General features: G+C 71.2%; 9 protein-coding genes. 1 reads left to right on the top strand and 8 read right to left on the bottom strand.

Features of this window, described 5'->3' with window-relative positions; translation table 11 throughout:
* Window positions 1-303: 303 nt before the first annotated feature.
* From ACZ53K_RS28535 to ACZ53K_RS28500, 8 genes are all read right to left on the bottom strand, one after another.
* Window positions 304-939 (bottom strand): TetR/AcrR family transcriptional regulator, encoded by a 636-nt coding sequence (locus ACZ53K_RS28535; protein WP_468841876.1) that lies wholly within the window; start codon window positions 937-939, stop codon window positions 304-306.
* A gap of 176 nt (window positions 940-1,115) precedes the next feature.
* Window positions 1,116-2,096 (bottom strand): PRC and DUF2382 domain-containing protein, encoded by a 981-nt coding sequence (locus tag ACZ53K_RS28530; protein WP_468841873.1) that lies wholly within the window; start codon window positions 2,094-2,096, stop codon window positions 1,116-1,118.
* Window positions 2,097-2,366: 270 nt separating this feature from the next.
* Window positions 2,367-3,959, bottom strand: coding sequence for a phosphoglycerate dehydrogenase (serA, locus tag ACZ53K_RS28525; RefSeq protein ID WP_468841871.1), 1,593 nt, complete (start codon window positions 3,957-3,959; stop codon window positions 2,367-2,369).
* Window positions 3,960-4,282: 323 nt separating this feature from the next.
* Window positions 4,283-5,281, bottom strand: a complete 999-nt coding sequence (ilvC, locus tag ACZ53K_RS28520; protein ID WP_030018316.1) for a ketol-acid reductoisomerase — start codon at window positions 5,279-5,281, stop codon at window positions 4,283-4,285.
* Between the two features lie 104 nt (window positions 5,282-5,385).
* Window positions 5,386-5,910 carry an acetolactate synthase small subunit gene (gene ilvN / locus ACZ53K_RS28515; protein ID WP_030018315.1) on the bottom strand — a complete coding sequence of 175 codons (525 nt, stop codon included), beginning with the start codon at window positions 5,908-5,910 and terminating at the stop codon, window positions 5,386-5,388.
* Between the two features lie 48 nt (window positions 5,911-5,958).
* A complete protein-coding gene (locus ACZ53K_RS28510) occupies window positions 5,959-7,824 on the bottom strand; it encodes an acetolactate synthase large subunit (protein ID WP_468841867.1) in 1,866 nt (621 codons plus the stop codon).
* A 208-nt stretch (window positions 7,825-8,032) separates the two neighbouring features.
* Entirely contained in the window at window positions 8,033-11,056 is a 3,024-nt protein-coding gene (locus tag ACZ53K_RS28505; protein WP_468841865.1) for a putative bifunctional diguanylate cyclase/phosphodiesterase, read from the bottom strand.
* 333 nt (window positions 11,057-11,389) lie between these two features.
* Complete coding sequence (locus ACZ53K_RS28500) at window positions 11,390-12,352, bottom strand: 2-hydroxyacid dehydrogenase (RefSeq protein ID WP_468841863.1); 963 nt, start codon at window positions 12,350-12,352, stop codon at window positions 11,390-11,392.
* An 88-nt stretch (window positions 12,353-12,440) separates the two neighbouring features.
* On the opposite strand from ACZ53K_RS28500, the gene ACZ53K_RS28495 reads away from it, so the two are divergent.
* On the top strand, window positions 12,441-13,433 hold the full coding sequence (locus tag ACZ53K_RS28495) for an aldo/keto reductase (protein ID WP_468841861.1): 993 nt from the start codon (window positions 12,441-12,443) through the stop codon (window positions 13,431-13,433).
* Window positions 13,434-13,561: the final 128 nt, after the last annotated feature.

Genomic DNA, 13,561 nt, shown 5'->3' with positions numbered 1-13,561 from the left:
CCTTCCTGGTGGGCCGGGGGTGCGCGGGAGGACCCCTGGCTGGACAGGCCGGGAAGGGCGGGGCCGGAGTCGCTTGTTCGCTGCGTGGCGCGGATCTCCGGCCGATCTTGGGTGCGTGGTGCTCGGCGACCTCTGGGTCTGGGAGATCCGGGCCCGACGGCAGCTGCTGCCTGGTCCCGTACGGGGAGCCTAGAACGCGGCGACACGGCCGGACAAGTGCTGAACGGTCAAATACCGAACGCTCTCAGCCGGTTGACCGACGCAGACGGACACGGACCGGGCCGGCCGACGGCCCGCGTACGGTCAGGAACCGGCCGGTCCGCCGGCCTCGTCCCCGGCACCGTCCGCACCCGGCCCCAGCACCGTGCCGGAGAGCACCCGCCGCATCGCCGTCACGAGTTCGCCGCCCGAAGGCAGCGCCGCCGGGTCGACCAGGGACTGCACCATCAGGCCGGTGAGCAGCGCCTGGTAGAAGGACCCGACGACCCGCGCCGTCTCCGCGTCCACCTCGGTGTCCGGTACGTTCTCGAAGACCGCGACCAGGCCTTCGCCGCCCTCCGGCAGGACGGTGGCCAGCGCCGCGCGCAGTTCGGGGTCGCGGGGCAGCAGGCCGAGCACCTCGACCTGGGAGGCGACGAAACCGGGCTGGTCCAGGAAGCTCCGCAGGATCCGGTCCCACACGGCCGCGAAGCGCTCCACGGGGTCACCGGCCGGTTCCCCGCCGCCGGCTTCTTCCGCGGCGGAGAGTCCCGTCCCCCACTCCTCGACGGACTCCATCAGCGCCTTGCGCATCAGGACGTCCTTGGAGCCGTAGTGGTAGCCGATGGACGCCAGATTGGTGCCGGAGGCGGCCACGATGTCGCGGGCGGTGGTGCGCGCGTACCCCTTTTCCAGGAGGCAGCGCTTGGCCCCTTCCAGCAGGTCTTCACGGTGTCCCATGCGGTCAGCCTATGCCCGGCGGGCAGCTGTACCGGACGGGCGTCTCATACAGACGTCCAGCTCGCTCCCGGCCCCCCGCCAGTTCGGAACCCGGCCCGCCGCGCTGTACAGGCGGCGGGCCGGGCCCGTGATACGGCGACGGCCGAGAGAGCGGCGGCGCCGCGGATGCCTGCGGCCTACCGGTCCCGCTCGGGCCCCGGACCGCCGCGGCCCCGCTCGGGCCCCTGGCCGCCCCGGCCCCGCCGGTCGCGCCGGCCGGTGCCCTTGCCGTCGTCGAACTCCACCTCTTCCCGGTGGACCTCGGTGTTGACCTCCTGCTGCTCGGTGACCCGCTCGGTCTCCAGCCGGATCCGCTCCACCGGCACGTTCTCCTTGCGGACGACGACCTGCTCCTCGTAGAGCGTGACGTCCAGCTCGCCGTCGCCCAGCTCGGGCTGCTGGGTGCGCCCCTTGCGGCGGTCCTCTTCGCTGATCTTCTCGCGCCTGATGCGGGCCTCGTCATGGCTGACGGGTACGGAGCGGTGCACCTCCTCGGCCGTCACATGCTTGCGCAGCCGGGCATGGCCGCTCTCGTGCGACTCGGTGCCCAGCTCCACGTGCTCCTCGGAGATGAGCATCTCCGGGTTCTGCTCCTTGGCGCGCTTGGCGTCCGTGTCCCGGCCGCGGGACATGGCCATCGCACCGGCACCCGCGCCGGCCAGCGGCGCGGACTCGGTCCGCTCCCGGCGGCGCTCCTCGGGCCGGCGCATACCGGCCGCGCCCGCCGCGCCGGCGGTGCCCATCCCGGCGCCGGTGGCCGTGGTGCGTCCCGGGACCGTGCCGGACGGTGCGGTGCCCGGCCGCGCCATGCCGTAGTGCCGGTACAGCCGTTCCTCCTCGGCCGGCTCCAGATGGCCGTCCGCTTCGATCCGCGGCGCGTCCTTGATCTGGTCCTTGGTGTACGGGACCTGCATCTCGTCGCCCACACGCCGGCATCCGGCGAGCGGTACGAAGGTCTCCTTCATGCCGAACAGGCCGGTGCGCACAGTGATCCACTCGGGCGCTTCGGTGGCATCGTCCCGGTAGACCTGCTGGACCGAGCCCACCTTGGTGCCCTCCTTGTCGACCACATTCATGCCGGCCAGATCCTGAGGGTTCTCACCCAGGGGTGCATTCATGGCGTCGCTCTCCTTCCGCGCGCGCCGGCAGGGGGCACGCGCAGTTCCCATTGCGCGCCGCCTGGCGGCACGCAGCGACTCGGAAAACCCCGCGAGACCCCCGGAACACCGGCGCCACGGCGAGTTTGCGCGGCACCCGGCCTCCGCGGGCACTACGCCGAACGGGTGACGGGCCATCCCTCACCCGCCGTGGCCGGGCGCACACGGCAACGGGCCCGGACTCCGCCGCAGCGGGGCCCGGGCCCGGTGGTGGAACGCGTCCTCCGCGGCTCAGTCCGCGAGGTTGACCGCACGCGCCGAGGTGGCGCCGATCTCGTCCGCGATCTCAGCGAGCACCGGCGCCGGGATCGTGTCGTCCACGGTCAGCGCGACCAGTGCCTCGCCGCCCGCGTCTGCCCGCGAGACCTGCATCCCGGCGATGTTGATGCCCGCCTCGCCGAGGATCCGGCCGAGCGTGCCGACGACGCCGGGGCGGTCGCCGTAGCGCAGGAAGGCCATGTGGTCGGCGAGCGCGAGGTCGATGGAGTGCTCACCGACCGCGACGATCTTCTGCTGGTTCTTGTTGCCCGCCAGCGTGCCGGAGATGGAGATCTCGTCGCCGCCGGAGAGGGTGCCGCGCACCGTGACGACGTTACGGTGTTCGGCCGACTCGCTGCTGGTGGTCAGGCGTACCTCGACACCGCGCTCCTGCGCGAACAGGGGGGCGTTGACGTACGAGACCGTCTCGGCCACCACGTCCTCGAAGACGCCCTTGAGCGCGGACAGCTCCAGCACCTTGACGTCGTGCTGGGTGATCTCGCCGTACACCTCGACGTCCAGGCGGACCGCGACCTCGCCGGCCAGCGCGGTGAAGATCCGGCCCAGGCGCTCGGCCAGCGGCAGGCCCGGCTTGACGTCCTCGGCGATCACGCCGCCCTGGACGTTGACCGCGTCCGGTACCAGCTCGCCCGCCAGCGCCAGACGCACCGACTTGGCGACCGCGATGCCCGCCTTCTCCTGCGCCTCACCGGTCGAGGCACCGAGGTGCGGGGTGGCGACGACCTGGTCGAACTCGAACAGCGGGGAGTCCGTGCAGGGCTCGGTGGCGTACACGTCCAGGCCCGCGCCGGCCACCCGGCCCTCCTTCAGGGCGCTGGCCAGCGCGGTCTCGTCCACGATGCCGCCGCGCGCGGCGTTGACGACGCGTACCGACGGCTTGACCTTGTGCAGCGCCTCGTCGCCGATCAGACCGACGGTCTCGGGGGTCTTGGGGAGGTGGACGGTGATGAAGTCCGCGACCTCCAGCAGCTCGTCCAGGGAGACCAGCTTGACGCCCATCTGCGCGGCGCGGGCCGGCTGCACATACGGGTCGTACGCGACGATCTTCATGCCGAAGGCCGACATGCGCTGCGCGACCAGCACGCCGATCCGGCCGAGGCCCACCACGCCGAGGACCTTTTCGGACAGCTCGACGCCGGTGTACTTGCTGCGCTTCCACTCGCCGTTCTTCAGGGCGGTGTTCGCCTGCGGGATGTTGCGGGCCGTGGCGAGCAGCAGGCCGCAGGCCAGCTCGGCGGCGGTGACGATGTTGGAGGTCGGCGCGTTGACGACCATCACGCCGGCCTTGGTGGCGGCGGAGACGTCGACGTTGTCCAGGCCGACGCCGGCCCGGGCGACGACCTTGAGCTTGCGGGCGGCGGCGATGGCCTCGGCGTCGACCTTGGTCGCACTGCGCACGAGGATCGCGTCGACGTCGGCGATGGCGGGCAGCAGCTCGGCGCGGTCGGCGCCGTTGCAGTGCCGGATCTCGAAGTCCGGGCCGAGGGCGTCGACGGTGGCGGGCGACAGTTCCTCGGCGATCAGAACGACAGGTTTCGAGCTCACGTGGTCTTCAGTCCTCACTAGTCCTGGGGGCCCCTCCCGTGCCCCTTGTGGCTACGGGGGAGGACGGCCGTCCCGACGGCCGAAGGCGGTGAAGGGGGCAGCCGCGAGAAGACGCACGACGCTGTGAGCCTGACGCGCTTGTGGTGTGCAGTGTAGTGGCGGCCCCCGTCCGTTCATCCGCCGTTTCGGAAGGATCACCCGGTAGTGGTGTGCCGGGATGGACAACGTCGCGTACGACGCTGACGGACCGCTGACCGGCCGCTGACGTGGCCGGTCATGGCGAACGGGGCCGCGGCGGCTGCCACGGCCCCGTGCCGGACGGCTTACTGCTCGTCGTCGACCCAGCTCATCAGCTTGCGGAGCTTCTTGCCCGTGGTCTCCAGCAGGTGGTCCTCGTCGGCCTTCTTGTACTCGTTGTACTTCGGCAGGCCGGCGTTGTACTCCGCCATCCAGTTGTTGGCGAAGGTGCCGTCCTGGATCTCGGCGAGGACCTTCTTCATCTCGGCCTTGGTGGCGTCGTTGACGATCCGCGGGCCGGTGACGTAGTCGCCCCACTCGGCGGTCTCGGAGATCGACCAGCGCATCTTCTCCAGGCCGCCCTCGTACATGAGGTCCACGATCAGCTTCAGCTCGTGCAGGCACTCGAAGTACGCGATCTCCGGCTGGTAGCCGGCCTCGACCAGCGTCTCGAAGCCCGCCTTGACCAGCGCCGAGGCGCCGCCGCAGAGCACCGCCTGCTCGCCGAAGAGGTCGGTCTCGGTCTCCTCGGTGAAGGTGGTCTTGATGACGCCGGCGCGGGTGCCGCCGATGCCCTTGGCGTAGGACAGGGCCAGCGCGAAGGCGTTGCCGGAGGCGTCCTGCTCGACGGCCGCGATGCACGGCACGCCGCGGCCCTCCTCGTACTGGCGGCGCACCAGGTGGCCCGGGCCCTTGGGGGCGACCATGCAGACGTCGACGTTCTCCGGGGGCTTGATGAAGCCGTAGCGGATGTTCAGACCGTGGCCGAAGAACAGCGCGTCGCCGTCCTTCAGGTTGTCCTTGACGGACTCCTCGTAGACCTTCGCCTGGATCGGGTCCGGCACCAGGATCATGATGACGTCGGCCTCGGCGGCCGCCTCGGCGGGGCTGACCACGCGCAGCCCCTGCTCCTCGGCCTTGGACTTCGACTTCGAGCCCTCGTGCAGACCCACGCGCACGTCGACGCCGGAGTCGCGCAGGGAGAGGGCGTGGGCGTGGCCCTGGCTGCCGTAGCCGAGAACCGCGACCTTGCGGCCCTGGATGATGGACAGGTCGGCGTTGTCGTCGTAGAACAGCTCGGCCACTTCGGGTATCTCCTTGGATCTAGCTGGTTGCCCGACACATTACGTCGGGCGGGGAAGGAAGGGTTCGGGGGTCTCGCGATGCGGTCCGGCGGGCGCCTGACCACTCACGCGGAGCGGTCCAGGGCCCGCAGCGAGCGGTCCGTGATGGAGCGGGCGCCGCGCCCTATGGCGATGGTGCCGGACTGCACCAACTCCTTGATGCCGAACGGCTCCAGCATCTTGAGCATCGCTTCGAGCTTGTCGCTGCTGCCGGTCGCCTCGATGGTCACCGCGTCCGGGGAGACGTCGACGGTCTTGGCGCGGAAGAGCTGGACGATCTCCACGATCTGCGAGCGGGTCTCGTTGTCGGCGCGCACCTTCGCCAGCACCAGTTCCCGCTGGACCGCGGCGCCGGGCTCCAGCTCGACGATCTTCAGCACGTTGACGAGCTTGTTGAGCTGCTTGGTGACCTGCTCCAGCGGAAGCGACTCGACGCTCACCACGATGGTGATGCGGGAGATGTCGGGGTGCTCGGTGACTCCCACGGCGAGCGAGTCGATGTTGAATCCGCGGCGGGAGAACAGGGCGGCGATCCGGGCCAGGATGCCGGGGGTGTTCTCCACCAGGACGGAGAGCGTGTGCTTGGACATGGTCGGTCTTCTCTCTTGTTATCCGCGTGTCTCGCGCGTCCCGGCGTCTCAGTCGTCTTCGTTGTCGCCGAAGTCCGGGCGGACCCCGCGGGCCGCCATGACCTCGTCGTTGGAGGTGCCGGCCGCGACCATCGGCCAGACCTGGGCGTCCTCGTGGACGATGAAGTCCACCACCACCGGACGGTCGTTGATCGCGTTCGCCTTGGCGATCACCGTGTCCAGTTCGGCCGGGTCCTCGCAGCGCATCGCGACGCAGCCCATCGCCTCGGCCAGCTTCACGAAGTCCGGCACGCGGGTGCCGCCGCCGGAGACCTCCGCGGTCGCCAGGCAGTCCTCGGGGCCGCGGTGCAGGACCGTGTTCGAGTAGCGCTGGTTGTAGAAGAGGGCCTGCCACTGGCGGACCATGCCGAGGGCGCCGTTGTTGATGACCGCGACCTTGATCGGGATGTTGTTCAGCGCGCAGGTGACCAGTTCCTGGTTGGTCATCTGGAAGCAGCCGTCGCCGTCGATCGCCCAGACCGTACGGTCCGGCTGTCCGGCCTTGGCGCCCATGGCGGCCGGGACGGCGTAGCCCATCGTCCCGGCGCCGCCGGAGTTCAGCCAGGTGGACGGCGTGTCGTAGTCGATGAAGTGCGCGGCCCACATCTGGTGCTGGCCGACGCCGGCCGCGTAGATCGTGCCCTCCGGGGCCAGCTCGCCCAGCCGCTGGATGACCTGCTGCGGGGCCAGGCTGCCGTCGTCGGGGTGGTCGTAGCCCAGCGGGTAGGTCTCGCGCCAGCGGTTGAGGTCCTTCCACCAGGCGGTGTAGTCGCCGGCGTGGCCGGCGGCGTGCTCGGCCTGGAGGGCCACGACCAGGTCGGCGATGACCTCGCGGGCGTCGCCGACGATCGGCACGTCGGCCGCGCGGTTCTTGCCGATCTCGGCCGGGTCGATGTCGGCGTGCACGATCTTGGCGAACGGGGCGAAGGAGTCCAGCTTGCCGGTGACCCGGTCGTCGAAGCGGGCACCGAGCGCCACGATCAGGTCGGACTTCTGCAGGGCCGTGACGGCGGCGACCGCGCCGTGCATGCCCGGCATCCCCACGTGCTGCGGGTGGGTGTCGGGGAAGGAGCCCAGGGCCATCAGGGTGGTGGTGACGGGCGCGCCGGTCAGTTCGGCCAGCACCTTCAGTTCGGCGGTGGCGCCGGACTTCATCACCCCGCCGCCGACGTACAGGACCGGGCGGCGGGCCTCGGTGATCAGCCGGGCGGCCTCGCGGATCTGCTTGGCGTGCGGTTTGGTCACCGGGCGGTAGCCGGGCAGGTCGGTGTGCGGCGGCCAGGAGAAGGTGGTCTGCGCCTGGAGGGCGTCCTTGGCGATGTCCACCAGGACCGGTCCGGGGCGGCCGGTGGAGGCGATGTGGAACGCCTCGGCGATGGTGCGGGGGATTTCGGCGGCGTCGGTGACCAGGAAGTTGTGTTTGGTGATCGGCATCGTGATGCCGCAGATGTCCGCCTCCTGGAAGGCGTCGGTGCCGATCGCCTTGGAGGCGACCTGGCCAGTGATCGCGACCATCGGGACGGAGTCCATGTGGGCGTCGGCGATCGGGGTGACGAGGTTGGTGGCACCGGGTCCCGAGGTGGCCATGCAGACGCCGACCTTGCCGGTGGCCTGCGCGTATCCGGTGGCGGCGTGGCCCGCGCCCTGCTCGTGGCGGACCAGGACGTGGCGGACCTTCGAGGAGTCCATCATCGGGTCGTACGCGGGGAGGATGGCGCCCCCCGGAATGCCGAACACGGTGTCGGCCCCGACCTCTTCGAGCGAACGGATGAGGGACTGCGCGCCCGTGACGTGCTCCACGGCGGTGGTGGGTGCTCCGCCGGAGTTACGGGCCCGCGGCTGCGGATGGTGGGCCCCGGTGGCCTGCTCGGTCATCTGCGTCTCTTCTCGAAGCTGAGGGTTTTGGTGGGGTATGGGGGTGGTTATGCAACAAAAAACCCCTCGTGCCGTGAGGCAAGCGAGGGGAGCGCGCCGGTGCGGAGCGCTGGGATTCTCAGGTGACCCAGCTTCAGCCGACGCGCTGTCCAAGTACGAGAATTCGGGTGCGCATGGAACTGACCCTCCCCCTGGTGCCTGGGGAGTGTCAAGTGGGTGGGACGGAGGTCTCACTATTTGGGCGCAGCGGCGGCCGCACCATGGCCGCCTCCGCGCCGTCCCGGCCGTCACCAGGCCCGAATCGCCTGGGCAGTTCGCCCAGCACCCGTCCGGGTGACACCGGTTCGCGGCCCGTCTTGACGTGGCGTACCGGCAGGCCCGTACCGCTGAGCACCACCGCCCGGCCCTCGCTCCCCGGACCCGGCACCGGATAGCCGCCCTGCGTCAGCGCGCGGCGCAGCCGGTGCTCGTCCAGCGGTCCGGAGAAGGCCATGCCCTGGCCGTGCGTGCAGCCCATGGAGCGCAGCGCGACGATCTGCTCGGGCAGGTCGACGCCGTCCGCGACGGACTGCATACCGAGGTCGGAGGCGATCCGCAGCAGGCCGGAAGTGATCTTGTGCAGTCGGGCGGAGTCCACCACCCCGTCCACCAGGTCGCGGTCCAGCCGCAGCACGTCGACGGGCAGCCGCCGCAGCGCCCCGATGGCGGCCGCGCCGCTGCCGAAGCCGTCCAGGGCGATCCGCACCCCCAGGCGGCGCAGCGCGACCAGGCGCCGCTCCAGCTCCTCCAGCGGTATCCGCGGATCGGTGTCCGCCAGCTCCAGGACCAGCGACCCGGACGGCAGGCCGTGCCGGGACAGCAGGGCCTCGATGCTCTTGGGCGGCAGCGCCCGGTCGAGCAGCCGGTGCGCGGAGATCCGGACGGCGACCGGGACCGGATGGCCCGCCCGGTGCCGGCCGGCGGCCTGCTGCACCGCCTCCTCCAGCTGCCAGCGGCCCAGCTCGGCGGTGCGGTCGCCGTCCTCCTTGAGCCGGCCGCGGTCGCCGACCCGCAGGAACTCGGCGGGGGTGAAGAGTATGCCCTGGGCGGAGCGCCACCGGGCCAGTGCGGCGACCGTCGTGATCCGGCCGCCGGCCAGTTCCACCACGGGCTGGTGGAGCAGCGCGAACTCCCCGTCGTGCAGAGCGGTGCGCAGTTTGGTGGCCAGTTCGGCGCGGCGCACCACATCGGCCTGCATCTGGGGTGCGTACAGCTTGACGCAGCCCTTGCCGGCCTGTTTGGCGCGGTACATGGCCAGGTCGGCGTTGCGCATCAGCGGGCCGGGGGTGATGCCCGGCTCGGCGAAGGCGACACCGATGCTGGCGGCGACCCGTACGTCCCGGCCGTCGATCTTGTACGGGTCGGAGAGCCGGATGCGCAGCCGGTCGGCGACCTCCAGGATGCGGTGCTCGCGGACGGTGTGGTCCCGGGAGCCGTCGCCCATGATCAGCGCGGCGAACTCGTCGCCGCCCAGCCGCGCGGCGGTGTCCCCGGCCCGTACGGATTCGGCCAGTCTGCGGGCGGCCTGGATCAGCAGCTCGTCCCCCGCCTGGTGGCCGATGGTGTCGTTCACCTGCTTGAAGCCGTCCAGGTCGATGTAGAGCACGGCGGTGCCCGGATCGGTGGCGCGGCGGCCGGTCAGCGCCTGGCTGACCCGTTCGGTGAACAGGGCCCGGTTGGGCAGGTCGGTGAGCGCGTCGTGCGAGGCGTTGTGCTGGAGCTGGGCCTGGAGGCGGACGCGTTCGGTGACGTCACGGGAGTTGAAGATGAGGCCGCCGTGGTGGCGGTTGACCGTGGACTCGACGTTCAGCCACTTCTCGCCGCCCGCACGGTGCTCCCCCGCACGGAAACGGCACTCGATACGCGTGGTCGGCTCGTCCTCGGGCCGGGCGGCGAGGAATCTGCGCACCTCGTGCACCACCCGCCCCAGGTCCTCGGGATGGATGAGGGAGGCCAGCTCGGAGCCGACCAGATCCTCCGCGTCCCGGCCGTAGACCCCCGCGGCGGCGGGGCTGACGTAGCGCAGTATCCCGGTCGGCGCGGCGATCATGATGACGTCGCTGGAGCCCTGCACCAGTGACCGGAAGTGGTTCTCCTTCTGGGCCAGTTCCTGCGTGAGGGTGATGTTGTCGAGGAGCATGATGCCCTGGCGTACGACCAGGGCGAGGACGACCGTGCAGCCGGTGAAGAGCACCACGCGGTCGATGCGGCGGCCGTCCAGGACGTTGTACAGGATGCCCAGGGTGCAGACGGCGGCGGCCAGATACGGGGTGAGCGCCGCGAGCGAACCGGCGATGGGCCGGGTGGCGGCGGCCGCCGCCGCGGAAGTGGCCGTGGCCGGCGGCGTGCGGGGTGCGGCGCGCTCGGGAGCGGCGGCCGCGGTGTCGCCGCCGGGCAGCCGCCGGGCCACCCAGGGCGCGTACGTGAGCAGCATCGAACCGGCGAACCAGCCGGCGTCCAGGATCTGTCCGGAGCGGTAGTGCTCGCGCAGCAGCGGCGAGCTGAACAGCGCGTCGCACAGCACCGTCAGGGCCAGCGCCGCGATGGCGGTGTTGATGGCCGAGCGGTGCGCCGAGGAGCGCTTGAAGTGCAGCGCGAGCACCATGCTCACCAGCACGATGTCCAGCAGCGGATACGCCAGCGCGAGCGCGCCCTGCGGCACGCTCTGGCCCTGGAAGTGCGCGGTGTGCGCGAGCGCCAGGCTCCAGGAGAGCGTCAGCAGCGAGCCGCCGATCAGCCAGGCGTCCAGTCCCAGGCACACCCAGCCGGCCTTGCTCACGGGCCTCTTGGCGAGCACGAGCAGGCCGACGATGGCCGGTGGGGCGAAGAGCAGGAAGCAGAAGTCGGCGAGCGACGGGCTCGGCACCGGCTCGCGCAGCACGACTTCGTACCAGCCCCAGACGCCGTTGCCGATCCCCGCCATCGTGGAGGAGGCGGCGAACAGCAGCCACGCGGGTCGAAACCGGCCGTGGTGCCTGCGGGCGTACAGGAAGCAGGAAACGGCCGCGGCGAAGGCGGCCACGCTGAGCCCGAAGTCGCCCATGAAGAGCGCCAGTTCGGGAGAGCCCCAGCCCAGTGCGGCGCCGACGGCATAGCCGCCGCAGACCACCGCGAGCACGACTTGCGGGACCACGCCCGGTGCGCCGCCGGTCTGCACCGGCGGCCGGGTGAGGACCGCGCCCGTGGCGCTCACCGCCCTCTCCTCCCGTCCACCGCACGACCTCGTGGTGGTCGGTGCGCGCCCGGCGCCCGGCGCGCCCAGGGACCCGGAGGTGTCCCCCCGGGAGATCGCGGATTGCCTGTCTCGCGAATCGCCCATCGGCCGTACATCGCCCGTCGCCCCCCTCGGTTCCGGTCTTTCGCGCTGCGCCGTATCACTGCCCGGCACGGCCCCCGCTCGGACGATACACCAGGTTCGTCACTCAGGGACATAGCCTCTCTACGCAGCGTGACTGTTGGCGGGATGCGGATACCCAGTGCAGTCGTACGGCCCCGTAGAGCTACCCGCAAGGGGTTCGGGAAGGTTTCACCCGGCCGTAGCCACGACGTGGTCCAGGGGTTCACCCGAGGCGAAGCGCGCCAGCTGATCCCTCACGAGGCGCTTCGCGCGGGGCAGGAAGGCAGAGCTGGGGCCACCGACGTGTGGAGTGATGAGCACGCCGGGAGCGTGCCACAGCGGATGCCCGGCGGGCAGCGGTTCCGGATCGGTGACGTCCAGGGCCGCCCGCAGCCGCCCGGATTTCAGTTCCGCGAGAAGTGCTTCCGTGTTGACGACGGCGCCGCGCGCGACGTTCACCAGCAGCGCTCCGTCCTTCATGCGGGCCAGGAAATCGCGACCGACCAGGTCGCGGGTGGTGTCGGTGAGCGGCGTGGTGATGATCACGACGTCCGCCCCGGGCAGTTCGGCGGGCAGGTCGGCGAGCGGAAGCACGGGCCCGCGCACGGTCTCACGTGCGGTGCGCGCAATGCGCGCCACCCGCGCACACTCGAAGGGTGTGAGCCGGTCCTCGATCGCACTGCCGATCGAGCCGTAACCCACGATGAGCACCGTCCGGTCGGCGAGGGCGGGCCGGAACCCGGCCAGCCACCGCTCCGCATCCTGGCCGCGGACGAAGTCCGGGATGCCGCGCAGCGAGGCGAGCGTCAGGGTGAGCGCCAGCTCGGCCGTGCTGGCGTCGTGCAGGCCGCGGGCGTTGCACAGCCGGGTCCCGGGAGGCATCTGGTGCAGCGCGGGCAGCATGTGCTCGATGCCGGCGGTCAAGGTCTGTACGGCGCGCAGCCCCGTCATCTCCGGCAGCGGGCGTACACACGCCTCCGGACTTTTCATGTACGGGACCACGTAGAAGGCGCAGCGCGCGGGGTCGGCGGGGAACTCCGGCCCGGCGTCCCAATGGACGTAGTCGAAGCCGTCCGGCAGTCCGCCGACCTCGTCGGGAGGGATCGGGAGCCATACGTCGTTCGCGGCGGTGCGCGGGTCTGCAGGTGCCATGGCCAGAGGCTATGCGATGCCTCTCCGTCCTCAGACGTTAGTTTGGTCAGGCCCTTGATCGGGGGCGAGGGGATGGAGGCACGGCCACGTGGAGCGCAGGACAATCGGGGCTACAGCGCTCGAAGTGGGTGCAATCGGACTCGGCTGTATGCCGATGAGCTGGGGGTACACCGAGTCGCAGCGCAACGGCGAGAGCTCGCTGCGCACCGTGCACACCGCCCTCGACCGGGGCTGCACCCTGCTGGACACCGCCGACATGTACGGGCCGTTCACCAACGAACTGCTGGTCGGGCGGGCCCTGAAGGAGCGCCGCGCGGAAGCTTTCGTGTCGACCAAGGTCGGGCTGCTGGTCGGCGAACAGCACATCGTCGCCAACGGGCGTCCCGGTTACGTCAAGCGGGCCTGCGACGCCTCGCTCCGCCGCCTGCAGACCGACTGCATCGACCTGTACCAACTGCACCGGACCGACCCCGAGGTACCGATCGAGGAGACCTGGGGCGCGATGGCGGAGCTGGTGGCGGCCGGGAAGGTGCGGTCACTGGGACTGTGCGCGGTGGGCGCGCGCGCCGGGCGCCGCCGGGGCACGCGGCTGTACGACGGGACACTGCGGCAGTTGGAACGCATCCAGCAGGTGTTCCCGGTCAGCAGCGTGCAGGCCGAGCTGTCGGTGTGGTCGAAGGAGGCGCTGGAGGCCCTGCTGCCATGGTGCGTCACACGCGGCGTGGGATTCCTCGCCGCCATGCCGCTGGGCAACGGCTTCCTCACCGGCACACTGACACCCGGTCAGGGCTTCGAACCGGAGGACATACGGGCCCGGCACCCGCGCTTCACGGCCGAGATGATGGCCGCCAACCAGCCGGTGGTGGCCGGGCTGCGCCGGGTGGGCGCGCGGCACGGGGCCACACCGGGGCAGGTGGCGCTGGCGTGGGTACTGGCGCAGGGGCCGCACGTCGTGCCCGTACCGGGGACGAAGAAGGAACACTGGGCCGCCGAGAACGCGGCGGCGGCCGGGCTCGTACTGGACCGGCGGGACCTGGCGGAGATCGGCTCGCTGCCGCCGGGGCGGGGGTCGTGGTACTGAGCGTTCGGGTACGGCAAGGGCCGGTTGGGGCCCGGGGGGTGCCTCTATGTCTTTCGTCAAGCGAGGCGTGGGGTTCGGGGTTCGTGGAGGGTGCTGTCGCGGAGCATGGCGAACAGCACGCTGATGCG

The organism is Streptomyces sp. NPDC033221, assembly GCF_055577005.1.
Note: the sequence above shows the minus strand (reverse complement) of the source record. Positions and strands in the feature narration are given on the sequence as shown.